Here is a 23,824-nt window from a genome sequence, read left to right on the forward strand (position 1 = left end):
CTCCGCCGTACTGCGGCCGGCAGCGCAGCCGCCATCGGCGCGCCCCCTCCAACAGCGCCGATGGCGGCCCCTTCTTGATCTAGCGTGCGCATTGTCTTGACTGGCAGAAACTTTCTGGATATCTCATCTCCACGGAAGTTTCCTTCAGCGGATCTTCTCCGGAAGGAGCGCACGTGCCCTCCAGACGTACCGTTCTCGCCGCGACGATGGGTGCCACCGCGGCCCTCGCAGTCGGCGGCACCGCCCGGGCCGACGACGACCGGCTGCGCGCCCTCGTCGCCCGTATGACGCTTGAGGAGAAGGTCGGCCAGCTCTTCGTCATGCGGGTCTACGGCAACTCCGCCACCGACCCCGCCCAGGCCGACATCGACGCGAACCTCAAGGAGATCGGCGTCCGCACCGCGGCCGAGCTGGTCGCCAAGTACCGCGTCGGCGGCATCATCTACTTCACCTGGGCGCACAACACCGAGAACCCGCGCCAGATCGCCACGCTGTCCAACGGCATCCAGCGCGCGTCCCTCGGCCTGCCCCGCGGCCTGCCCGTGCTGATCGCCACCGACCAGGAGCACGGCATCGTCTGCCGCGTCGGCAGGCCGGCCACCCTGTTCCCCGGCGCCATGGCCATGGGCGCCGGTGGCTCCCGCGGGGACGCCCGCACCCTCGGCCGTATCTCCGGCGGCGAGCTGCGGGCCATCGGCATCAATCAGGACTACTCCCCCGACGCCGACGTGAACGTCAACCCGGCCAACCCGGTCATCGGCGTACGGTCCTTCGGCGCCGACCCGGACGCGGTGGCCGCGCTGGTCGCCGCCGAGGTCCAGGGGTACCAGCGCTCGCGGGTCGCCGCGACCGCCAAGCACTTCCCCGGGCACGGCGACACGGCGGTCGACAGCCACTACGGCTTCCCGGTCATCACCCACACCCGGGAGGTGTGGGAGAAGCTGGACGCCGTCCCGTTCCGGGCGGCGATCAGGGCGGGCATCGACTGCATCATGACCGCGCACATCCAGTTCCCGGCCCTCGACGACTCCGGTGACCCGGCGACCCTTTCCCACCCGATCCTCACCGGCATCCTGCGCGGCGAACTCGGCTACGACGGGGTCGTGGTGACCGACTCCCTGGGCATGGAGGGCGTCCGCACGAAGTACGGCGACGACCGCGTCCCGGTCCTCGCCCTCAAGGCCGGCGTCGACCAGCTCCTCAACCCCCCTGACCTCGCCGTCGCCTGGAACGCGGTCCTGAAGGCCGTACAGGACGGGGAGCTGACGGAGGCGCGGCTGGACGAGTCGGTCCTGCGCATCCTGCGGCTGAAGTCGAGGCTGCGGCTGTTCGACGACCCGTACGCGCGGCAGGCCGACGTGGACCGCAGGGTGGGCACGAAAGCCCACCTGGAAGCGGCCGACCGCATCGCCGACCGGACGACGACCCTGCTGGTCAACGAGGGCGGTCTGCTGCCGCTGTCCCCACGCACTCAGAAGAAGGTTCTCGTCGTCGGCGCCGACCCGGCTTCTCCCTCCGGCACCACCGGCCCCCCGACCGGCGTCCTCGCGGCGGCCCTCACCGAACTGGGCTTCACGGCGACGGCCTTGTCGACGGGCACGACCCCGTCAGCCACCACGGTCGCCAAGGCGGTCACGGCGGCGGGGAACGCGGACGCGGTGGTCGTCGCGACCTACAACCTCACCGCGACGAGCGCCCAGAAGACCCTCGTCGAGCAGCTGGTGGCGACCGGGAGGCCGGTGGTCGCCGTCGCGATCCGCAACCCCTACGACGTGGCCCAACTACTGACCGTGAAGGCCCACTTGGCGTCCTACTCGTGGACCGACGTCGAACTGCGCGCGGCGGCCCGGGTGATCGCCGGGAAGGTCGCGCCGCGCGGACGGCTGCCGGTGCCGGTGCAGCGGGCGGACGACCCGGCGCAGGTGCTGTACCCCATCGGATACGGACTGTCGTACTAGAAGGGACGTAGGGCACCGTACGTCGCACAACCGGCGTACGCCCCCCAAGGGGCCCAAAGCATCCCGCGCGTCTGGCGTGCGCCCGCTGTGGCGGGTCACGCTGGGCGGGGGGTATGTGGGGGGAATGCGATGCGTGCGAGATGGTCGGTGGGGGCGCTCGGCGTGCTCCTGTTCCTGGTCGCCGGGGTGTCGAGCGGGTGCGGGATGCTGCCGCGGTCCGGTCCGGCCGGGGACGGGGTGAGCGGGACGCCGACGGGGAGCGCGGCGGTCGCCTCGGCGCGGCCGTCGGGGTACGGCGCGGTGTTCCTCGCCGTCGACGAGTGCAGTTCCTTCGGCACGAGCACCTTCACCGAGGTGCCGTGCACCAGCGAGCGGGCGGCGGCCCGGGTGGTGGCCCGCTTCGACGGCGCGGTCGCCCAGGGGCCGCTGTGCCCGGCGACCACCGACTTCGTGCTGCACATCAGCGAGCGGAGCCCGTCGTCCGACGAGGACGGCGACGGCTCGGTGCCGCAGGGCTACGCATGCATGCGCAACCTGGAGCCGCCGCATCCCGGCGATCCGGGCGGCGGGGGCGGCCCGCGCACCATCGTCGGCGACTGCGTCTACGGCTCCGGCGACGGACAGGTCCGCGAGACGGCGTGCGACGGCAGCGGAAAGAGGAAGCCGCAGTACGAGGTGGTGAAGGCGGCGGCCGTGCGGGCCGAGTGCCCGCGGGACACGGCCCTGTACGTACGGCTGAGGGGGACGGACCCGGTGGGCTGCGCCCGGCGGCTGTGACGACCGCCGGGCGCAGCACGCGGGTTACGGCCGCAGCGCCGGCTCGCGGTCGACGTCCCGCACGTCCAGCGCGGCGTCGAAGCGGGCCAGCGGCTTCGCCTGCGCCGTGGACACGGCCGGGACACCGGCCCACTGAAGGATGCGGGCGGTCGCGAAGGTCTTCTCGTCGGCGACCAGACCGGCCACGTTCGCGCCGTGGTTCATGCCGGGCGCGGTGAGGACGTAGGAGTCCTTCGCCCCCTTGTCGACGCGGAACCGCTCCGAGCCCCACGGATCGTTCTGGCCGTACACGTAGAGCGTGTGACGGGCGTCGTGGCGCACCCAGTTGTCGACGTCCCGCATGGCCCACGGCTGGAACCGGGTCGGGATCTCGCGCGGGACGAAGTTCCGGGGCGGCTGGTAGCCGTAGCGGACGTACCGCTTCTCGATCGACGGGAAGTGGATGGTCGGCGCGCCGAGTTGGGTGGCCGCCTGGTAGTAGTACGGCGTGTACGGCTCCAGGCCCTGGTCGGCGTAGGCGGAGAAGCCGGAGATCGTGTCGATGGAGTTCCAGATCTGGTCGTCGCTCGCGCGCTGGGCGTCCGGCGGGATCAGGCTGTCGTCACCGCAGTTGGCGAGCAGGTTGTACTGCCAGAAACCCCACACGTAGTCGAGGACGACCGCCTCGTACGCCTTGTCGAGGCTGCCGACGGTGGTGAAGGTGTAGCCGTTGTCGGCCGCGTACGCCGCGTACTTCTTCTCCAGCGGCTCCCGGCGCACCAGGGCCTCGCGCTGCACCGCGTTGAGCCGGTCGCGGCACTGCTTGGTGCCGACCTTGGTGAAGAAGCGGTCGTAGGCGGAGTCCTCGCTGTTGACGACGTCGTTCGGGGCGACGTAGGCGACGGTGCCGTTCATGTCGCGGGGGTAGAAGCGCTCGTAGTACGTGGCGGTCATGCCGCCCTTCGAGCCGCCGGTGGCGATCCAGTTGGCGGAGTAGATCGGCTTCAGCGCCTGGAAGATGCGGTGCTGGTCGCTGGCCGCCTGCCAGATGTCCAGCTTGGACCAGTCGGCCGGCGCGGGACGGGACGGGGTGAAGAAGCGGTACTCCATGGAGACCTGGTTGCCGTCCACGATCTGGGTGGGCTCGCGGCGGCTGGCGTTCGTGGAGACGTTGTAGCCGCTGGTGTAGAAGACCGTCGGGCGGCTGACGTCCTTGTGCAGCACGGTGATCCGCTGCTGGAAGGTGCCCTTGGACGGGTGCCGGTGGTCGACCGGCTGGGTGTAGTTCAGGACGAAGAAGCGGTAGCCGGGATACGGCTTCTCCTCGATCATGCTCATCCCCGGTATGGAGAGCAGCCGATCCTTGATGTCGGTGCCGGTGGCCTCCGACTGGGCGGCGGTGGCCGCTCCGGTCGTGCTCAGCGTGCCTATCAGCACCGCGAGCGCGAGCAGCCATCTGAGCGCCTTGCGCATGCACCCTCCCCTGTGAGTACAGATGTCCGCCGGAAGCTAACCGAGCAACGGACGCGTGCGAAAGGGGAGTTCAAGAAATACCCGTGAGAATCCTGTGATTCAGCAAAGGATCCAGCCGGAGCTGACCGTGCCCCGGCCCACGGAGCCGGTGATCCACACGCAGCGGTGTCCGGCGTGCACGGTCACCGGGCCCGCGTGGTGGCTGTAGCGGCCCCTGTCCACGACGGGGCGGTTGCCACGCGCCTGGACGCCGACGGACATGGAGCGCCTGGCGGTCGACGGCTTGGCGGGGAAGGTGACGGCGCAGACGTAGCCGTCGTGCTTGTAGACGTGCACGACCCCGGTGGAGAACGACAGGTCCTTCACCTTGCGCCCCCCGCAGTACGAAGCGGCCTGCGCGTCCCCGGGCGCCGCGAGCGCGAGCAGTGCGGACGCGCTCAGCACGGCCATGCCGAGCGCGATCCGCCGACGTATCGCACCAGTGTCCACCGTCGTCCCTCCCCTACCGCCGCCAACGAACGTACTGATGTACGGACGCATGACGTATGTCGGATGGTTGCACGACGGTCAGTGGGAGGCGGCGACGGGCTCCTCGGGGTCCGGCTGGCCGATGAACGTCCGCCACAGCTCGGCGTACCGGCCGTCGCGGGCGAGGAGTTCCTCGTGCGTGCCGTCCTCGACGACCCGCCCGTGGTCCATCACCACCACCCGGTCCGCCCGGGCCGCGGTGGTCAGCCGGTGGGCGACCACGAGCGTCGTACGGCGGCCGGCCAGCCGGTCCGTCGCCAGGTTGACCTGCGCCTCCGTGGCGAGGTCGAGGGCGGCGGTCGCCTCGTCGAGGAGCAGGATGTCGGGGTCGACGAGTTCGGCGCGGGCCAGGGCGATCAGCTGCCGCTGGCCGGCGGAGAGGTTGCGGCCGCGCTCGGCGACCCGGTGCAGGTAGCCGCCCTCCAGCGTGGCGATCATGTCGTGCGCGCCGACCGCGCGGGCCGCCGCCTCCACCTCGGCGTCGGTGGCGTCGGGGCGGCCGTAGGCGATGGCGTCGCGGACGGTGCCCTGGAAGAGGTACGCCTCCTGCGGGACCACGCCCAAGCGGTGGCGGTAGGCGGTGAGGTCCAGCGCCCGCAGGTCGGTGCCGTCGACCGTGACCCGGCCGCCCGTGGGGTCGTAGAACCGGGCCACCAGCTTCACCAGCGTCGACTTCCCGGCGCCCGTCTCGCCGACGAACGCCACCGTCTGCCCGGCGGGAATCTTCAACTCGATGCCGGCGAGGGCCTCTTCGTCGTCACCGTAGGCGAAGTGCACGTCCTCGAAGGCGACTTCGCCGCGCAGGGACGGGACGTCGAGGGGTTCCTCGGCGGCCCGGGTGGAGGTCGGCTCCCGGAGCAGTTCCTGGATGCGGCCGAGGGAGACGGTGGCCTGCTGGTAGCCGTCGAAGACCTGGGAGAGCTGCTGGACCGGCGCGAAGAACAGGTCGATGTAGAGGAGGTAGGCGACCAGGGCGCCCGTGGTGAGCGTGGTGTCCTCCACCCGCCCCGCGCCCGTGTACAGCACGGCGGCCGCCGCGACGGACGACAGCAGCTGCACGAACGGGAAGTAGACGGAGATCAGCCACTGTCCCCGGATACGGGCCTGGCGGTAGCTGTCGCTGCGCTCCGCGAACCGCGCCCCGCCGTCCCGCTCGCGCCGGAAGGCCTGCACGATCCGCAGCCCGGAGACCGACTCCTGAAGATCGGCGTTGACCAACGCGACCCGCTCACGGGCGAGTTCGTACGCCTTCACGCTCGCCCGCCGGAAGAAGTACGTGCCGACGATCAGCGGCGGCAGCGTGGCGAACACGACGAGCGCCAGCTGCACGTCGATCACCAGCAGGGCGACCATGATGCCGAAGAAGGTGACGACGGAGACGAAAGCGGTGACCAGGCCGGTCTGCAGGAACGTGGAGAGGGCGTCGACGTCGGTCGTCATCCTCGTCATGATCCGGCCGGTCAGCTCCCGCTCGTAGTAGTCGAGGCCGAGCCGCTGGAGCTGGGCGAAGATCTTCAGCCGCAGCGCGTACAGGACCCGCTCGCCGGTGCGCCCGGTCATCCGGGTCTCGCCGATCTGCGCCGCCCACTGGGCGAGCACGGCGGCCAGACCGAGCAGCGAGGCCGCCCAGACCGCGCCGAGGGCCAGCGCGTTGACCCCCTTGTCGATGCCGTGCCGGATCAGGACCGGCAGCAGCAGGCCCATGCCGGCGTCGACGGCGACCAGCGCGAGGCTGATCAGCAGCGGCGGCCCGAAGCCCCGCAGCAGCCGCCTGAGCCCGTAGGACACCTCGGGCCGCACTGCGCTTGCCTCGTCGATGTCCGGGATGTCGGTCGCCGGGGGCAGCGCCTCGACCTGCGCGAGGAGTTCGGGGGTGGCCGGCATGCCCTCCGTCGCCGTGTCGCGCGGCGTGCGCTCGCCGGCCCACAGCCGCGGAGTGATGCCCCGCTCGGCGTCGAACTCGGCGTCCAACTCCTCCCGGACGGAGGTGTCCTCGCGCGGGCAGGCGGGCTGGGTGTGGCCGGGCGAGACCCCGCCGAGTTCGTCGGGGTCGGTGAGCAGGCGGCGGTACAGGGCCGAGCGTTCCTGGAGCTCTTCGTGGGTGCCGATGTCGGCGAGCCGGCCGTCCTCCAGGACGGCGATGCGGTCGGCGAGGTTCAGGGTGGAGCGGCGGTGGGCGATGAGCAGGGTCGTACGGCCCCGCATGACCTGCTTGAGGGCCTCGTGGATCTCGTGCTCGACCCGGGCGTCCACGGCCGAGGTGGCGTCGTCGAGGACCAGCAGGCGGGGGTCGGCGAGGATCGCGCGGGCGAGGGCGACGCGCTGGCGCTGGCCGCCGGAGAGGGTCAGGCCGTGCTCGCCGACCGTGGTGTCGTAGCCGTCCGGGAGCTCCGCGATGAAACGGTCCGCCTGGGCGGCGCGGGCGGCCGTCAGGATCTCCTCCTCGGTCGCGTCGGGGCGGCCGTAGGCGATGTTGTTGCGGACGGTGTCGGAGAAGAGGAAGGAGTCCTCGGGGACCAGGCCGATCGCGGCCCGGAGCGAGTCGAGGGTGAGCTCGCGGACGTCGTGGCCGCCGACGAGGACGGCGCCGTGGGTGACGTCGTAGAAGCGCGGCAGCAGCAGGGAGACGGTGGACTTGCCGGAGCCGGAGGAGCCGACGACCGCGAGGGTCTCTCCGGGGCGGATCTCGAAGGACAGGCCCCGCAGGACGGGGCGCTCGTCGTCGTAGCCGAAGGACACGTCGTCGAACTCGACGGTCGCGGGCGCGTCGGCGGGCAGCGCCTTCGTGCCGTCGGTCATCGACGGCTCGGTGTCGATCAGCTCCAGGACGCGCTCGGTGCCCGCGCGGGCCTGCTGCCCCACCGTGAGCACCACGGCCAGCATGCGGACGGGGCCGACGAGCTGGGCGAGGTAGGTGGAGAAGGCGACGAAGGTGCCGAGGGTGATGTGCCCGCCGACCGCCAGCCAGCCGCCGATCGCGAGCATGGCGACCTGGCCTAGGGCGGGGACGGCCTGCAGGGCCGGGGTGTAGGTGGAGTTCAGCCGGATGGTGCGCAGCCGCCCGGCGAAGAGCCGTCGGCCGACCTCGCGCAGCTTCGCGGTCTCCTGCTCCTCCTGCCCGAAGCCCTTGACCACGCGTACGCCGCTGACGGCGCCGTCGACCACGCCCGCGACGGCGGCGGCCTGGGCCTGGGCGTACCAGGTGGCGGGGTGCAGACGGGAGCGGCTGCGCCGGGCGATCCACCACAGGGCGGGGGCGACGGCGAGGGCGACCAGGGTGAGCGGCAGCGACAGCCAGGCCATGATGACCAGGGAGATCAGGAAGAGCAGGATGTTCCCGATGGTCATCGGGAGCATGAAGAGCAGGCCCTGGATCAGCTGAAGGTCGCTGGTGGCCCGCCCGACGACCTGGCCGGTGGACAGCTCGTCCTGCCGGCGGCCGTCGAGCCGGGTGATCGTCCCGAACATCTCGGTCCGCAGGTCGTGCTGGACGTCGAGGGCGAGGCGGCCGCCGTAGTAGCGGCGGACGTAGGTGGCGGCGTAGACGAGGGCGGCGGCGCCGAGCAGGGCGCCGACCCAGGGGCTCATGGAGCGGCTGTGGTCGCCGATCACGTCGTCGATGATCACCTTGGTGATCAGCGGGACCACGGCCATCACGGCCATGCCGGCGAGCGAGGAGCCGAGCGCCAGGACGACGTCCTTCGGATACCGCCACGCGTACGCGGCCAGTCGCCGTGCCCATCCCCGTTGCTCGCTCACGCGGGTGCCCTCCGTCGAATGTCCTGGTCTGCCGGAAGGCACCAACACACGAGGAAGCGGATTTCATCCCTCCGCAACAAAACGGGGCGCGGCGCTCGGCTCCGTACCCGCGGGTCGGCTCAGATCCGTACCCGCAGGTGGTAGAACCGCGTCGTCTGTACCGCGTTCTGGTTGTCGTCGCTGACCAGCAGCACCTTCAGGCGGCCCTTCGAGTACCCCGTGACGGCCATGCCCTCGATGTTGTCGAGGACCGGGTTCGGCTGGGGCTGCCTGGCGGTGGCGCCGAGGGAGGGGCAGGCGGCGATGTCGGCGAGGAGGGTCTTCCGGATCGGCCGGAAACCCGGCTGACCGGTCAGGTTCTCGACGCCGGAGGTGTCCGTGGCGTGGCGCGGGTCGGCCAGGTAGAGGCGGACGGTGTTGCCGACGCCGGAGGTGAAGCCGCGTTCCAGGACGAGGAGGCGGCCGTCGAGGGTGGCCTGGACCTCGGGGACGCCGAGGCCGGGGTCGACGGGATAGGCGTACTGGGCCGCCGGGCGGAAGTGGCCGCCCTTGGCGCGGGTCCAGGTCTGGAAGCGGACGAGGATCGCCGAGTCGCCGGAGAGCGCGTTCTCCATCGAGGCCAGGAGGGTGCGGCCGCCGGGCAGGAGGGTCAGGCCCTCGAAGGTCTGGTTGGCCGTGGCCCGGCCGGCGGGGGCGATGAGGAGCGGGGACGGGACCGGGAGCCGGTCGAGGATCCTGCCGTCGGCGCTGTAGCGGCGGATCGACGGCTCGGTCTCGGAGCTGATCAGGCGGGTGCCGTCCCGGTCGATGGCGAGGCCCTCACTGTCGAGCGCGGCGCCGCTCTCGTCCGCGAGCGGGACGACCCGCTTCGGGGCGAGGGTCCGGGCGTCCAGGTCGAACAGGGAGGAGCGGTCCTCCAGGGCGGCGATCGAGCCGTCCTCGTCCACCGCGAGCGCGGAGAAGTTGCCGACGAAGGTGCCGTCGTACGTCGTCTTGTCGAGCGCGTCGGAGAAGCGGTCGAGGGAGACGGTCGGCGAACAGGCATGAGAGGCCTGCGGGGTGGCCGTGGCGGGCCCGGCGGCGGAGAGACAGGTGGCCGCCGCCAGGGCCGCGGTGGTGGTCGCGAGTACGGTTCTCAGGCGCATGGGCGCCACCGTAGGGCGGGACGGTGACGAGCGGGAGACCGACGGGCGTCAACTGGCCGCGAGGTCCTTGTGGATGACCTTCGCCACGCCCTGGATGGTGTTGATGCCGTAGCTCATGGTGCTGTTGCCCCAGGTGAGCACCGTGATCATGTAGTCGTGGCCGCCGCCGTTGAACGTGCCGAGGCTGTGCACCCGCCAGCCGTGCGTGGAGCGCTGCAGCCAGCCGTTCTTCACATGCCAGGTGACCCCGGACGGGGTGCCGTACGGCGTTCCCCAGCGCTGCGAGGAGATGACCTGGCCCATCAGCTTCAGGATGTAGGCACGGGAGTTGTCGCTCAGCACCGAGTTCTTGCCGGTGATCAGCTTCAGCAGCTTCTGCTCGTCGGTGACGTTGACCTGCGTCAGCCCCCAGTATCCGTCGGCGCCGGGGACGGTCTTCGTCATCCCGGCGGCGGTGAGGAAGCCCTTGATCTTCGTCAGGCCGAGTTGCTTCCACAGCTTGCTGGCCGCCGTGTTGTCCGACTGGGTGATCATGACCTTGGCGAGCGAGACCTCGGTGTCGGTGAGGTAGCGGTTGTGCTTCTTCGCGTCCCACAGCAGCGTGGCGAGGATGGTGACCTTGACGATGCTGGCGGAGTCGTAGGAACTGGTGGCGCGCAGCGAGCAGGTCGTGTTGGTGGTGCGGTCGTAGAGGCCGACGGCGATGGTGCCCGAGCGGCCGGCGACGGCGGCGGTGATGTCCTTCTGCAACTTGGTGGCCAGGGCGGCCTTGGAGGACGTGCAGCTGACGGCGGTGGCGGCCGCCGCGGGCGTGGCGGCCACGACGGGTATGAGGACGCCGAGTCCGACGGCGCCGGTGACGAGCGCTCTGGCACGTCTGGTGGAAGTCCCGAGATTCATGCCCCTGTTGACACACAGGTTCGGGTGAAAGGTTGTACGCGTCACCGGCCGCGTTGGGCAAAGCCTGTCCAATGTGCTACCGCGGCTTGGCCGATTCACAGCCGGGAGCAAGGTCCGGCACAGCCCGCACCCACGCCCCCTCTGCACGATGCACTCGTGACATCTGCCACCGATCCGCATCCCCCCACCGAGCCCGCGTCCGCCGACTGGCCGCCGCCCGCCCCACCGACGGCACCCCCGGAGCAGGCACCGCGCTGGTCGCTGCCCGCCCTGCTCGCGATCCTCGTCCTGGCGGCCGTCCTGTACGCCTGGAACCTGTCCGGGTCCGGCATGAACACCTTCTACAGCGGTGCCATCTGGGCCGGCACGCAGAGCTGGAAGGCCTGGTTCTTCGGCTCGCTGGACCCCGGCAACTTCCTGACCGTCGACAAACCGCCGTTCGCGCTCATGGTCATGGGCCTGTCGTGCCGCGTCCTGGGCTTCGGCACCTGGCAGATGATGGTGCCTCAGATCGGGGCCGCCCTCGCCACGATCTGGATCCTGCACTCCTCCGTGAAGCGGGTGTCGGGCCATGTCGCGGCGACCGTCGCCGCGCTGGTGCTGGCACTGACCCCGATCACCGTCGCCATCAACCGCGACAACAACCCCGACACGCTCCTGGTGTTCCTCATGGTGGCGGGCGCGGCCCTCGCGCTGCGCGCCACCCGTGACGAGCGGCTGCTGCCGCTGCTCGGCGCGGCGGCCTGCTTCGGACTGGCCTTCAACACCAAGCTGCTCGCGGGCTGGATCGCCCTGCCGGCCGTCTTCGCCCTCTACGTCTACGCCTCGAAGGCCCCCTGGGCCAGGCGGATCGTCAACCTCGCACTGGCCGCCGTCGTGCTGGCCGTCTCCAGCTTCTGGTGGGCGATCGCCGTCTCCCTGGTCCCGGCCGACGACCGGCCGTACATCGGCGGCTCGACGGACGGTTCCGCCTGGGACCTGATCATGGGCTACGACGGCCTCGGCCGCGTCTTCGGCGGCGAGGGCAACGGCGGAGGCGGCGGTGGCGGAGGCGGCTTCTCCGGCTCCGCGGGCCTCGGCCGCATGTTCAACGACATCCTCGGCGGCCAGATCTCCTGGCTGCTGCCCTTCTCCGCGATCGCCCTCGTCGGCGGCCTGGTGCTGTGCGGGCGGGCCCCGCGCACCGACCTGAAGCGGATGGCGCTGGTGCTGTGGGGCGGCTGGACCGTCCTGCACTACGTCATCTTCGCGACCGCCCAGGGCACCATGCACCCGTACTACACGACCGCACTCGCCCCGGGCATCGCGGCACTGTGCGGCGGCGGTGGCGTGATGCTGCTGGACGCCTTCCGACGCGACCGGCGCTGGGCGTGGGTCCTGCCGGTCGCCTTCGGCGTCACCGGCCTCTGGGCGATCGTCCTGCTGCGCCGCGCCTCCGGCTGGAACGGCTGGCTGTGGCCGGTGGTCGGCGCCCTGACGGCGGCGGGCATCGTGGGCATGCTGGTCCTGCGGTCCGGCAACCGGGGCCGGCTGCTGACGGTGTCCGTGGCGGCGGCCGCGGTCGCCGCCCTCGCGGGTCCGACGGCGTACGCGGCGTCCGAGCCGTTCGGCTCCACCGGCGGCGGCATGGGCGGCACCAACCCGACGGCCGGCCCCTCCACGGGCAGCGGCTTCGGCGGACCCGGCGGCGGCACCCGGGGCGGCTTCCCGGGCGGTGGCGAGATGCCGGGCGACATGGGGCAGAACCGACAGAACGGCCAGGCGGGCGGTTTCCCCGGGGGCGGCGAGCTGCCGGGCGGCGGTGAGCCGGGCGGCGGGCAGGCGATGCCCGGCGGCGGCAACGGGGAGCTGCCCCAGCAGGGCAACGGGACCGCTTCGGGCCAGACTCCGGGCGGTACGGCACCGGGCGCGACCGGTGAGGCCGGGCAGCGCGGCGGCATGGGCGGCGGGCCGGGCGGCATGGGCGGCGCGGACAGCGAGCTCATCGCGTACCTGAAGAAGCACCGGGACGGCGCCAAGTGGCTGCTGGCGGTGTCCAACTCCCAGTCCTCCGCGCAGATCGAGCTCAGCGCCAGGGAACCGGTCATCTCCATGTGGGGCTTCACCGGCTCCGACAACGCGATGACGGTCGCCAAGCTCAAGGAGCTCGTGAAGAAGGGCGAGCTGCACTACGTCCAGATCGGCGGCGGCATGGGCGGCCCGGGCGGTGGCAACAGCGTCAGCACCGCGGTGTCGAACTGGGTGAAGAAGCACGGCACGGTGGTCAAGGAGAGCGCCTACAGCAAGAGTTCGACGTCGTCCTCCACAGCGGGCACGTCGGGCACGGACTCCTCGTCCCTGTACCGGCTGGACCCGTCCGACGCCGGCTGACGCGCGGCGACCTTACGAGAACGGCTCCCGACCACCCGGTCGGGAGCCGTTTTTAACGTCCAGTTCATCGACAAGCCCGCATGTCCATGTCACCCTCCCTGTTGCCGCCTTCAATCAACCCGCGTAGATGGGACAACCTTTATGCCGGCGACACGCGTACGGCGATGGAAGTCGGTGGCCCTGGCCACCGCAGCCGTGATGGCGGGCCTCACCGCCCCGGCCCTGACGGCCTCCCCGGCCGCCGCCACGACGACCGCGTACGACTCGACGTACTACAAGAACGCGGTCGGCAAGACGGGCACGAGCCTGAAGTCGTCCCTGCACACCATCATCGGCTCCGGTGTCACCAAGCTGTCGTACTCGGCGCTGTGGGACGCGCTGAAGAAGACCGACCAGGACCCGGACAACAGCAACAACGTGATCCTGCTGTACTCGGGCATCTCCCGCAGCAAGTCGCTCAACGGCGGCGACAGCGGCGACTGGAACCGCGAGCACGTGTGGGCCATCTCCCACGGCGACCTCACCACCTCGACCGGTCCGGGCACCGACCTGCACCACATCCGCCCGGAGGACGTCGCGGTCAACGGCAAGCGCGGCAACCTCGACTTCGACGAGGGCGGCTCCACCTTCACCAACAGCGGCGGCAGCAAGGTCGACTCGGACTCCTTCGAGCCGCGCGACGCCGTCAAGGGCGACGTGGCCCGCATGATCCTCTACATGGCCGTCCGCTACGAGGGCGACGACGGCTTCGCGAACCTGGAGCCCGACGACAAGGTGGCCAACGGCTCCAACCCCTACATCGGCAAGCTCTCGGTCCTCAAGCAGTGGAACGACGAGGACCCGCCCTCCTCCTTCGAGGAGAACCGCAACAACGTCATCTACAACACGTACCAGCACAACCGGAACCCGTTCATCGACCATCCGGAGTGGGTGGACGCGATCTGGTAGGTGCCGCCGCTGCTGCACTCCCCTTCTTCTCACGGGGAGTGCAGCCCGACTCGTCATCTCGAACGGCATCCAGTCGACACCGCGTTCCCGCAGTCAAGCACGCAATTGTCGCAGGGGGTTCGGATGCCCCGGCATGTTCCCGACGCTCAGCACCTGCACTCCCCCGGCCTGCTGCACCGGTTCCCTCTCCTCCTCCGGCTCGAAGCCTTTCACCCGTCCACTTCGCTCTCGTCGTCGTCCAGAAGCCACCCGCGCTCAACCATGCGCTGCCTGAGCCGCTCCACCTGTTGAGCAGAGGGTTTCCGGACGGACAGCGCCGCCGCCATCCCATTGCGCACCACGTGCCGCTCATGCCCGAAGGCGGCCTCGACCACGACGCCGAGATTCCGCTCCGACAGGACGTCCCAGAGGATGACGAGCAACGGGTCGTAGTCGGCGTCGCCTTCGCGCACCCCCTCGGGAAACACCGCACGCAACTGAGCGACGACGTCGGCGAGATACGGCTCGACGTGCATCGGTCCTCCCACGGAAACCCTCACTCCTGTCACGCTCCGGGCCCTCGGACCAGGGGTGGGCGGTCGGGGTCGTACAAATCCGCGCCCGACGCGAGCAACACCCCCAGCCCGTCGGCATGGAGAGCTGTCCGCTCAGAGGGATAAGCGGGATGGGCGCCGACGATCTCGATGAGTTCGCCGGCATCCGCGCCCTGAACGGCCACATCGATCGGGTCCGCGAGGCCCAGCCCGGGTGCAGGCAGGGCCAGCACAAGGCTGTTGAGACGGGAGGGCGGTACGTACGGCCTCTTGTAGCCGATCACCATTCCCGGGTCGAACAGGCACACGCCCCGCAGCGCGGCCACGGTGATGGCCGGCACCTTCGCCCATCGCGGATCGGCCGACCGCATCGTGATGCAGAGCTCGCGGACCGGCGCCTGCCCCTTCGCCCGCCGGAACGGTGACAGCCCGTAGGTGAAGCCGGTCACGAACCCGCGCTCGGGCACGCCCGAGCACACCAGGGCGAAGACGCGCCCGTCACCGGGCACACGCGGTGGAACCTCCTCGACGTCCGGCTCCGCGCCGAACCTCGTCCTCAACCGCTCCATGAAACGCCCGAGCCGCTCGTAGCCGTCCGTTGGCACCACCTGGCCCTAGCCTCCCCTCATGCGAACCGTGCACCAGCAGGACGAGCGTGGGACGGTTCAAGTCTCGATGGACAAGGCTTTCGGCCCCCGGCCGACAGGGGCGGGGGCCGGAAGCCTTCTCACATCACGGCCGACGGTCGTGTGTCATGGTCGCCGTCAGTCCAGCCGCTCAGGACGGACTCTGTCGACCAGATGCACCAACGCTTCCTCCGGGCTCCCGCCATAGAGGGCGAGAAACGCATCGTAGGCGCCGTACGTCCGGCCCCCCTCGGCGACGAGGAGCACAAGAGGACCGGAAGCCGCCGTGCCCACGGGCGTCAGCTTCTCTCCCGTTCGCTGCTCGTATCCCCTCAGCTTTTCGCCGTTGACGATGCGACTCGCCCGCTCGGCGTTCACTTCGCAGCTGTGCGTCCCCGGATCGAGCGGATGGCGCGGGTAATCGAAGCCTGTTCCGTTGAATTCCTCGACGAAACGCAGCGCCCTGGGCGAGCAGTGGATTCCCAGCTCATCCCATACATCCCTGACATGTCGAATGTCCGCCTCGGAGGCCACCCACCGGGCGTCCTCCGCCAGGATGTCCGCCAGCCTTTCCCGCAGCCCTGCCTCGCGGGGGCTGTCCGGCCGCTCCGTCACTCGCGCCGCCTCCTCCCAGAATTCTTCCGCACCAATCGCACGACGGGAACGGTGCTCAGTCCGCCGCAGCCAGCGGTGTGCCGTCCACGATCGAGAACCCCTGGCACGGCGCAGGCGTTCCGCGAGAGGTATCTGATCCGGGGGCGATCTCGTCCAGCCCCTTGCCGCCCAGGCCGACGTAGGCATGGCCGTCCGGGCGGAGGCCGTTTCAAAGAGTTACTGATGCGTCGGCGCGAACATCCGCAGCAGTGCCGGGAGTACGACGACCGCCGGGCCCGGGGAGGCGAGCGCCTTCGTCAGGTCCTGTTCCAGGGTCTCGGGGGTGGTGCGGACCCCCGGGACGCCGAAGGCCTCCGCGAGGGCGACGAAGTCCGGGCGGGTCAGTTCCGTCGCCGTGGTCTCGCCGAAGGCGTCCGTCATGTACTCGCGCAGGATGCCGTAGCCGCCGTCGTCGACGATGAGCCAGGTGACGTTCAGGTCGTGCTGCCTCGCCGTCGCCAGCTCGGCGACGGAGTACAGGGCGCCGCCGTCGCCGGAGACGGCCAGCACCGGCCGGGTCGGGTCCGCGACGACGGCTCCGAGCGCGGCCGGGAAGGCGTAGCCGAGGCCGCCGGCGCCCTGGGCGGAGTGCATGGTGTTGGGGCGCCTGGGGTCGAAGGCGGACCAGGCCCAGTAGGACAGGATCGTCATGTCCCACAAGGACGGGGCGTCGGCGGGCAGCGCCGCGCGGATCGACGACAACAGGCCCTGTTCCAGGGAGAGTTCCTGGGCGGCGAGGCGCTCGCCCACCCGGGACAGCAGCTCCCGCACCCGCTCCGGCGCGGTGGCGTCCTCGCGCGGCGGCACCGTCTCCAGCAGGGCCTGGAGCGCGAGGCGGGCGTCGGCGTGGATGCCCAGCGCCGGGTGGTTGGCCTCCAGTTTGCCGAGGTCCGCCTCGATCTGGATCACCCGGCCGCGGGGCCTGAACGTGTGGTAGTTCGAGGAGAGTTCACCCAGGCCCGAGCCCAAGACGAGCAGGACGTCCGCGTCTTCGAGGAAGTCCGTGGTGTGCCGGTCCTCTAGCCAGGACTGGAGGGACAGGGAGTGGTTCCAGGGGAACGCGCCCTTGCCTCCGAAGGTGGTCACCACCGGGGCCTGGAGGCGCTCCGCCAGCTGCCTCAGCTTGCCCGAGGCGTCCGCCCGCACCACTCCGCCGCCCGCGAGGATCACCGGACGCTCGGCGCGCGAGAGCAGGTCGGCGGCCACGGCGGTCAGTTCGGGCCGCGGGGGCAGCTCGTCGGGCGTCGCGTCCGCCGCCGTCACCACCGGCAGCGCCGTCGCGGCCGCGAGCACGTCCTGCGGGATCTCCACCCACACCGGCCCGTGCGGGGCCGTCAGCGCCGACTTCCAGGCCTCCGCGATCGCCGAGGGGATCTGGGACTGGGCGCGGACGGTGTGCACGGACTTGACCACGCCCCGGAACGAGGCCGCCTGGTCCGGCAGTTCGTGCAGGTGGCCTCGGCGGCCACCGCCCAGCCCGGCCGTGGGGACCTGGCTGCAGATCGCCAGTACGGGCGCGGAGGCCGCGCGCGCCTCCTGCAGCGCCGCGAGCGAGGTCAGCGCGCCGGGGCCGGTCGACAGCAGCAGCGGGGCGGCCTCGCCGGTGATCCGGCCGTAGGCGTCCGCCGCGAACCCCGCGTTGTTCTCCACGCGCAGGCCCACGTAGCGCAGGTCGGAGCGGCGCAGGGCGTCGAAGATGCCGAGCGCGTGCTGGCCGGGCAGGCCGAAGACGGTCGTCGCGCCGAGCCCGGCGAGCGTCTCCACGACCAGGTCTCCGCCGGTGCGCCCGGGCGGAGGGTTCAGCGCGGCCTCCGTCTGGGCCGGCGTCGGGCGGAGCTCCAGGTCGTGGTCGTGGGTCACTTCGCGCGGGCCTCGGCAATCTGGCGGGACATGATGGTGGTCAGTTCGTACGCCGTGTGGGACGCGGCCACCGACGTGATCTCCGCGTGATCGTACGCGGGCGCCACCTCCACGACGTCCGCCGAGACCAGGTTGCAGGACGCGAGGCCGCGCAGGATCTCCAGCAGCTCGCGGGAGGTCATGCCGCCCGCCTCGGGGGTGCCGGTGCCGGGCGCGTGGGCCGGGTCCAGGCAGTCGATGTCGATGGAGATGTACAGCGGGCGGTCGCCGATGCGCTGCCGCAGCTGGTCGGCCACCTCGTCGGCGCCGCGGCGGTAGACGTCCGCCGAGGTGACGATGCCGAAGCCCATCTTCTCGTCGTCGGTGAGGTCCTGCTTGCCGTAGAGCGGGCCGCGGATGCCGACGTGGGAGAGCGCCTCGGTGTCGAGGATGCTCTCCTCCACCGCCCGCCGGAACGGCGTGCCGTGCGTGTACTCGGCGCCGAAGTAGGTGTCCCAGGTGTCGAGGTGGGCGTCGAAGTGGAGCAGCGCGACGGGGCCGTGCCGCTTGGCGACGGACCTGAGCAGCGGCAGCGCGATGGTGTGGTCGCCGCCGAGCGTCATCAGCCGGGCGCCGGTGCCGAGGAGGTCGTCGGCCGCCGCCTCGATCGTCTCGACGGCCTCGTTGATGTTGAACGGGTTCACGGCGATGTCCCCGCCGTCCGCTACCTGGGCGAGGGCGAAGGGGGACGCGTCCTGCGCCGGGTTGTAGGGGCGCAGCAGCCGGGACGCCTCGCGGATCGCGTTGCCGCCGAAGCGGGCGCCGGGCCGGTAGGAGACGCCCGAGTCGAACGGCACGCCCACGACGGCGACGTCGGTGCGGCCGACCTCGTCGAGGCGGGGCAGCCGGGCGAACGTCGCGGGTCCGGCGTACCGCGGGACGCGGGAGGAGTCGACGGGGCCGCGGGGCGTCTCGTTGCTGCTCATGGGGTCATGCCTACTTTCCTACGCTTCGTCGCGTATGCGCTGCTTCCGCTACGACTCTAGTGGGCGGCCGGAACCGGCCCGTTGCCGAAGCCGACGGCACCGGCCGCTTCGACAGTAGGTGGCCGGACGGCGGCGGCGAAGTGTACGTTTCATCCATTCGAGCCGTACGGGATGGAGGAAACGCACATCATGCCGGAGCCGGCCGTCCCGCCCACGCCGCCCGTGACCCTGGCGGCCCTGCTGGCCCGCGAGGACCTGGCGCTGCGGCAGATCGCGGGGCCCCGTGACCGGGCCACGGCGATCCACTGGGCCCACGCCTCCGAGATGGCCGACCCCTATCCCTATCTGCTGGGCGGCGAACTGCTGCTGACGGCGGGGGTGCACATTCCCGAGGCGGCGGGTTCGGGCACCTCCTTCGACGACTACGTCTCCCGGATCGTCGCGGCGGGCGGCGCGGCCCTCGGCTTCGGCGTGGCGCCGGTGCACGACACGGTGCCGCGGGCGCTGGTGGCGGCCTGCGACGCGTACGGGCTGCCGCTGGTCGAGGTGCCGCCGCAGACCACGTTCTCGCAGGTGGGCCGGGCGGTGTGGCAGCTGATGGCCGAGGCCCGGCTGGCGGAGCTGCGCCGGGTGACGCAGGCCCAGCGGTCCCTGGCGGCCGCCGCCTCCCGCCCGGACCCGGTGCCGTCGGTGCTGCGGCAACTGGCCCGGCGGATCGGAGGGCGGGCGGTGCTGTACGGGCCGGAGGGTGCGCGGGTCGGGGCCGCGGGGCGGCCGGCGGGGAGCGGCGCCGAGGAGGCGCTGGACGCGCTCGCGGAAGTGGTGCGCCCCTCGCGGCCGGGGACTCCCGCCTCGGCCACCGAGACCGCCGCCGGCGTCCACCTCGCCGCCTACGCCCTCGGCACCGGTCAGGGCTTCGTCCTCGGTGTCGCCGCCCCACGGCGCGAGCAGGGCGACCACACGATCGCCTCCGTCGCGTCGGTGCTGCTGTCGCTGCTGACCGGTGAGCACCACGAAGGCACCGGCGCCGCCCGCTCGTCGGCGCTGGTCCGGCTGCTGCTGGGGGCTGCGCCGGAGGACGTCGCCCCGCTGCTCGGCGCCGGCCGCTGGCTGGTCGTGCACGGCTGCCCGGACGCGGGGTCCGCCGACGCCCTCGCCGCCTCCGCCCTCGGTACGGCGCTCGGGTCGCCGCTGGTCGACCCGGCGGACGATGTCGTACGGGTGCTGCTGCCCGCCGACCGCGATCCGGACCCGCAGCCCGGCTGGACGCTCGGCGTCAGTGCCGCCGTCGGCCCGGACGCCTTCCCCGCCGCGGACGCCCAGGCCGCCGGCGCCCTCGCCCGCGCGCGGGCCACCCGCGGCGCCCTGGTCCGGCACGGCGAGCGGGCGGCGCTCGCCGACCTGGTGCCGGAGGACCTGGCAGCCGCGCACGCCCGTACTCTCCTCGCGCCGATCGCCGGCACCCCGGCCCTGACCGAGACGCTGCGCGCCTGGCTGTCGCTGCACGGCAGTTGGGACCGTACGGCCGTAGCGCTGTCCGTGCACCGCAACACCGTCCGGCAGCGGATCGCCCGGTGTGCGGCGCTGCTCGGCACCGACCTGGACGATCCGGACGTCCGCATGGAGCTGTGGTTCGCGCTGCGGCGGCAACAGGCGGCCGGCAATAGGTAGCGGTGCTCAGGACGATGAGTACGTGACCCGCGTCGCAGCGTCCGGGACGCCAGGGACGCGCACAGTCGGCTGCCTCACAATGGGTTTCATGCCGATACCCGGGACACCCAGCCGCGCCGAGCTCGTCGACCACCTCGTACGGACCCGCATCGCGGGCGACGTGGCGACACCCCGCGAGAACAACCTCAACCACTACCGGAAGCTGGCGAACGGCGACCGCCACTACTGGCTCGGGCTGGAGCTCGGCGACCGCTGGCGGGACGAGCAGGACGTGCTCGCGGTGATGGCGGAGCGGGTCGGCGTCAACGACGACCCGGAGTACCGGTACGGCCAGGACACCATCGACCCCGAGCTGACGGTCGCCGCCCTGGAGCGGATGGCGGGCCGGCTGCGCAAGGCGGCCGAGGGCGGGCAGCGGGTGCTGCTCGCGACCGGCCACCCGGGCGGCCTGCTCGGGGTGCACAACGCCACGGCCGTCGCGCTGCGGGCCGCCGGCTGCGAGATCGTCGTCATCCCGGACGGGCTGCAGACGGAGGAGGGTTACGTCATGCAGTTCGCGGACGTGGCGGTCCTCGAACACGGCGCCACCCTGTGGCACACGCACTCCGGCGAGCCGATGCGGGCCATCCTCACCGCGCTGGAGCGCGAGGGCCGCCCGCTGCCCGACCTGGTCGTCGCCGACCACGGCTGGGCGGGGTACGCCGGCCGGCACGGAGTGGACTCCGTCGGCTACGCCGACAGCAACGACCCGGCCCTGTTCCTCGCCGAGGCGGAGGGAACCGTGCAGGTGACGGTCCCGCTCGACGACCACGTGGTCAGCCCGCGCTACTACGACCCCATGACCGCCTACCTGCTGGCGGAGGCCGGTCTCGCCTAGCCCGAGCCCCGCCTAGATCCCTGCGATCGAGGCGGGCGCCCGCTCGGCGCGGGACAGGGCCCGGACGACGTCGGCCGGGCCGTGGCGGCGGACCGCGAGGCGGGTGAGCAGGTCGATCACCGGGGCGGTCACGGACTCCGGGAAACCGGGGGTCGGCAGGCCCACGCTGCACGCGAGGTCGTCGCTGTGGACGACGAGTTCCATCGCCCGGGTCAGCAGCAGGTCGTCCAGCTCCAGCGACCACTCGCCCCAGGTGGCCACGTGCACGGGGCGTTCGGCGGGGACGTCCGGCAGCAGGCCCCGCAGCACGGCGAGGACCTCGTCGACGCGCCGGCGCAGCGCCTCGTGCCCGTCGGCCGCGGCGGCCTCGCCACCCTGTCGGATGCGCCCACTGACCGGTGCGTCGACGCCGGCGTCCAGCCAGGTCACCCGCTCCAGGTAGTAGGCGCGCAGGGAGACGACCGGCTCGGCCGGAACGGGCGCGGCGAGCATCCCCGGCAGCGCGAACTCCGGCCAGAACATGTGCCCGGCAAGCCCCCTCACGCTCCACTTCGGCAGCACGCTCGGCCTGTCCCACGCCTCGGCGACGGCGGGCTCGGCCACCAGGCGGCCGGCGATGTCCGCGGCCTCCAGGTAGGCCTCCCGGATGCGTCCGCCCCGCCGGTTCCACGACTCGGTCATGGACTCATCCCACCCGGAACGCCCCGCCGCCTCAACCGAATTCAGCGCGGGACGCGCACCACGCCCTCCTGGATGACGGAGATGGCGAGGCGGCCGTCCTGGGTGTAGATGCGGGCCTGTCCGAGGCCGCGTCCGCCGTGCGCGGACGGCGACTCCTGGTCGTACAGGAGCCATTCGTCGGCCCGGAAGGGCCGGTGGAACCACATGGCGTGGTCCAGCGAGGCGCCGACGACGTCACCGACCGCCCAGCCGCCGCGGCCGTGCGCGAGGAGGACGGAGTCGAGGAGGGTCATGTCGGAGACGTAGGTGGCGAGGACGACGTGCAGGAGGGGGTCGTCGTCGAGCTTGCCGTTGGTGCGGAACCACACCTGGGAGTGCGGTTCGCGCGGTTCGCCGAACTTCCCGTACGGCGGTTCCTCGACGTACCGCAGGTCGACGGCCTCGCGGGCCTCCAGGAACCGCTCGACGACCGCCGGGGCGAGGTGGTCGTAGCCGCGCAGCCGCTCGTGGGAGGTCGGCAGCGTCGCCGGGTCGGGCGCGGGCGGCATGGGGGCCTGGTGGTCGAGTCCGTCCTCATGGGTCTGGAAGGACGCCGACAGGTGGAAGATCGGCTTGCCGTGCTGGACGGCGACCACGCGGCGGGTGGTGAAGGAACGTCCGTCGCGGATGCGGTCGACGCTGTAGACGATGGGCGCGCCCGGGTCGCCGGGGCGCAGGAAGTACGCGTGCAGGGAGTGCGCGGGGCGGTCGGCGGGGACCGTGCGCCCGGCGGCGACCAGTGCCTGCGCCGCCACCTGTCCCCCGAAGACCCGGGGGACGACGGCGGAGCGGGACCGGCCGCGGAAGATGTCCTCCTCGATCTGCTCCAGGTCGAGCAGATCGAGGAGGTCCTGAAGTGCCTGGCTCATGGCGTCCAGTTGTAGCGGCCGGTGGTTGCGGTGGGCTTACAGACCCATGTCCTTGGCGATGATCGTCTTCATGATCTCGCTGGTGCCGCCGTAGATGCGGTTGACGCGGTTGTCCGCGTACAGGCGGGCGATCGGGTACTCGTTCATGAAGCCGTAGCCGCCGTGCAGCTGCAGGCAGCGGTCGATGACGCGGTGGGCGACCTCGGTGCAGAACAGCTTGGCGCTGGCGGCCTCGGCGGGCGTCAGCTCACCGGCGTCGAGGGCCTCCAGGGCGCGGTCGGCGACCGCCTCGGCGGCGTCCACCTCGGCCTTGCAGGCGGCCAGCTCGAACTTGGTGTTCTGGAAGGAGGCGACCGGCTTGCCGAAGACGGTGCGGTCCGTCACGTACTGCTGGGCGAACCGGACGGCGGCCTTGGCCTGCGCGTAGGCGCCGAAGGCGATGCCCCAGCGCTCGGAGGCGAGGTTGTGGCCGAGGTAGTAGAAGCCCTTGTTCTCCTCGCCGAGCAGGTCCTCGACGGGGACCTTGACGTCGACGAAGGCCAGCTCGGCGGTGTCGGAGGTGCGCAGGCCGAGCTTGTCGAGTTTGCGGCCGATGGAGTAGCCCTCGGACCTGGTGTCCACGGCGAACAGGGAGATGCCGTGGCGGCGGTCCTCGGCGGTGGGCGCGGCGGTACGGGCGCACACGATCACGCGGTCGGCGTGGACGCCGCCGGTGATGAAGGTCTTGGAGCCGTTGAGGACGTAGTGGGTGCCGTCCTCGCTGAGCTTGGCGGTGGTCTTCATGCCCGCGAGGTCGGAGCCGGTGCCCGGCTCGGTCATCGCCAGGGCCCACATCTCCTCGGCGGAGACGAACTTCGGCAGGAAGCGCTTCTTCTGCTCGTCGGTGGCGAGCATCTTGATGTACGGCAGGGCGAGCAGCACGTGCACGCCGGAGCCGCCGAAGTGGACACCGGCACGCGCGGTCTCCTCGTACATCACGGCCTCGAACTTGTACGAGTCGATGCCGGCGCCGCCGAAGTCCTCGGGGACGTTGATGCCGAAGAGGCCCAGCTCGGCGAGCTTGTAGTAGAAGTCGCGCGGCGCCTGGCCGGCCGCGAACCACTCGTCGTAGACGGGGACGACCTCGGCCTCGATGAAGGCGCGAAGAGTCTCCCGGAACGCCTCGTGGTCCTCGTTGAACACCGTACGGCGCACTCCGCCACCTCCAGCTGG

The 23,824-nt window shown here is 71.6% G+C and carries 19 protein-coding genes; 6 read left to right on the forward strand and 13 right to left on the reverse strand.

The window, feature by feature from the left end; translation table 11 throughout:
* Positions 1 to 173 precede the first annotated feature (173 nt).
* Both FBY22_RS35910 and FBY22_RS35915 read left to right on the forward strand, forming a co-directional pair.
* Positions 174 to 1,958, forward strand: a complete 1,785-nt coding sequence (locus tag FBY22_RS35910; RefSeq protein WP_142152132.1) for a glycoside hydrolase family 3 protein — start codon at positions 174 to 176, stop codon at positions 1,956 to 1,958.
* Positions 1,959 to 2,087: 129 nt separating this feature from the next.
* Complete coding sequence (locus FBY22_RS35915) at positions 2,088 to 2,735, forward strand: hypothetical protein (protein WP_142152133.1); 648 nt, start codon at positions 2,088 to 2,090, stop codon at positions 2,733 to 2,735.
* Between the two features lie 24 nt (positions 2,736 to 2,759).
* Here FBY22_RS35915 and FBY22_RS35920 read toward each other — a convergent pair whose 3' ends face one another.
* The 5 genes from FBY22_RS35920 to FBY22_RS35940 form a co-directional block, all read right to left on the reverse strand.
* Positions 2,760 to 4,187 (reverse strand): S28 family serine protease, encoded by a 1,428-nt coding sequence (locus tag FBY22_RS35920; RefSeq protein ID WP_142152134.1) that lies wholly within the window; start codon positions 4,185 to 4,187, stop codon positions 2,760 to 2,762.
* Between the two features lie 99 nt (positions 4,188 to 4,286).
* Positions 4,287 to 4,676: a hypothetical protein gene (locus FBY22_RS35925; RefSeq protein WP_142152135.1), complete on the reverse strand. Its 390-nt coding sequence runs from the start codon at positions 4,674 to 4,676 to the stop codon at positions 4,287 to 4,289.
* Between the two features lie 78 nt (positions 4,677 to 4,754).
* The gene (locus FBY22_RS35930; RefSeq protein WP_142152136.1) at positions 4,755 to 8,474 is read right to left on the reverse strand and encodes an ABC transporter ATP-binding protein; all 3,720 of its coding nucleotides are present in this window, start codon (positions 8,472 to 8,474) and stop codon (positions 4,755 to 4,757) included.
* 119 nt (positions 8,475 to 8,593) lie between these two features.
* A complete protein-coding gene (locus FBY22_RS35935) occupies positions 8,594 to 9,619 on the reverse strand; it encodes an esterase-like activity of phytase family protein (protein WP_142152137.1) in 1,026 nt (341 codons plus the stop codon).
* Positions 9,620 to 9,667: 48 nt separating this feature from the next.
* Positions 9,668 to 10,519: a serine hydrolase gene (locus FBY22_RS35940; protein ID WP_142152138.1), complete on the reverse strand. Its 852-nt coding sequence runs from the start codon at positions 10,517 to 10,519 to the stop codon at positions 9,668 to 9,670.
* A 156-nt stretch (positions 10,520 to 10,675) separates the two neighbouring features.
* Here FBY22_RS35940 and FBY22_RS35945 point away from each other — a divergent pair, with 156 nt between their 5' ends.
* Both FBY22_RS35945 and FBY22_RS35950 read left to right on the forward strand, forming a co-directional pair.
* Positions 10,676 to 12,889 (forward strand): glycosyltransferase family 39 protein, encoded by a 2,214-nt coding sequence (locus FBY22_RS35945; RefSeq protein WP_142152139.1) that lies wholly within the window; start codon positions 10,676 to 10,678, stop codon positions 12,887 to 12,889.
* 141 nt (positions 12,890 to 13,030) lie between these two features.
* Positions 13,031 to 13,837, forward strand: coding sequence for an endonuclease I family protein (locus FBY22_RS35950; protein WP_142152140.1), 807 nt, complete (start codon positions 13,031 to 13,033; stop codon positions 13,835 to 13,837).
* 209 nt (positions 13,838 to 14,046) lie between these two features.
* Here the strand turns inward: FBY22_RS35950 and FBY22_RS35955 are convergent, their stop codons facing one another.
* The 5 genes from FBY22_RS35955 to speB form a co-directional block, all read right to left on the reverse strand.
* Complete coding sequence (locus FBY22_RS35955; protein WP_142152141.1) at positions 14,047 to 14,352, reverse strand: DUF3349 domain-containing protein; 306 nt, start codon at positions 14,350 to 14,352, stop codon at positions 14,047 to 14,049.
* A gap of 29 nt (positions 14,353 to 14,381) precedes the next feature.
* The gene (locus FBY22_RS35960; protein WP_142152142.1) at positions 14,382 to 14,978 is read right to left on the reverse strand and encodes a suppressor of fused domain protein; all 597 of its coding nucleotides are present in this window, start codon (positions 14,976 to 14,978) and stop codon (positions 14,382 to 14,384) included.
* A gap of 156 nt (positions 14,979 to 15,134) precedes the next feature.
* Positions 15,135 to 15,611 carry an SUKH-3 domain-containing protein gene (locus FBY22_RS35965; protein ID WP_160159958.1) on the reverse strand — a complete coding sequence of 159 codons (477 nt, stop codon included), beginning with the start codon at positions 15,609 to 15,611 and terminating at the stop codon, positions 15,135 to 15,137.
* Positions 15,612 to 15,827: 216 nt separating this feature from the next.
* Entirely contained in the window at positions 15,828 to 17,510 is a 1,683-nt protein-coding gene (locus FBY22_RS35970; protein WP_142152144.1) for a thiamine pyrophosphate-binding protein, read from the reverse strand.
* Positions 17,507 to 18,475: an agmatinase gene (gene speB / locus FBY22_RS35975; RefSeq protein ID WP_142152145.1), complete on the reverse strand. Its 969-nt coding sequence runs from the start codon at positions 18,473 to 18,475 to the stop codon at positions 17,507 to 17,509. Before speB ends, FBY22_RS35970 begins: the two co-directional genes overlap by 4 nt.
* A gap of 189 nt (positions 18,476 to 18,664) precedes the next feature.
* Between speB and FBY22_RS35980 the strand changes: the two genes are divergently transcribed.
* Positions 18,665 to 20,146, forward strand: a complete 1,482-nt coding sequence (locus tag FBY22_RS35980; protein WP_174267341.1) for a PucR family transcriptional regulator — start codon at positions 18,665 to 18,667, stop codon at positions 20,144 to 20,146.
* A gap of 88 nt (positions 20,147 to 20,234) precedes the next feature.
* The gene (locus tag FBY22_RS35985) at positions 20,235 to 21,023 is read left to right on the forward strand and encodes a phosphatase (RefSeq protein WP_142152147.1); all 789 of its coding nucleotides are present in this window, start codon (positions 20,235 to 20,237) and stop codon (positions 21,021 to 21,023) included.
* Positions 21,024 to 21,035: 12 nt separating this feature from the next.
* Here the strand turns inward: FBY22_RS35985 and FBY22_RS35990 are convergent, their stop codons facing one another.
* From FBY22_RS35990 to FBY22_RS36000, 3 genes are read right to left on the reverse strand one after another with little or no spacing between them, the layout of a single operon-like run.
* On the reverse strand, positions 21,036 to 21,704 hold the full coding sequence (locus FBY22_RS35990) for a maleylpyruvate isomerase N-terminal domain-containing protein (protein ID WP_142152148.1): 669 nt from the start codon (positions 21,702 to 21,704) through the stop codon (positions 21,036 to 21,038).
* Positions 21,705 to 21,745: 41 nt separating this feature from the next.
* Positions 21,746 to 22,612 (reverse strand): acyl-CoA thioesterase II, encoded by an 867-nt coding sequence (gene tesB, locus FBY22_RS35995; protein ID WP_142152149.1) that lies wholly within the window; start codon positions 22,610 to 22,612, stop codon positions 21,746 to 21,748.
* A gap of 36 nt (positions 22,613 to 22,648) precedes the next feature.
* A complete protein-coding gene (locus FBY22_RS36000) occupies positions 22,649 to 23,806 on the reverse strand; it encodes an acyl-CoA dehydrogenase family protein (RefSeq protein WP_142152150.1) in 1,158 nt (385 codons plus the stop codon).
* Between the last annotated feature and the right edge of the window lie 18 nt (positions 23,807 to 23,824).

Origin of the sequence: Streptomyces sp. SLBN-31 (genome assembly GCF_006715395.1) — a bacterium.
In the GTDB taxonomy this organism is placed as follows: Bacteria; Actinomycetota; Actinomycetes; order Streptomycetales; family Streptomycetaceae; genus Streptomyces.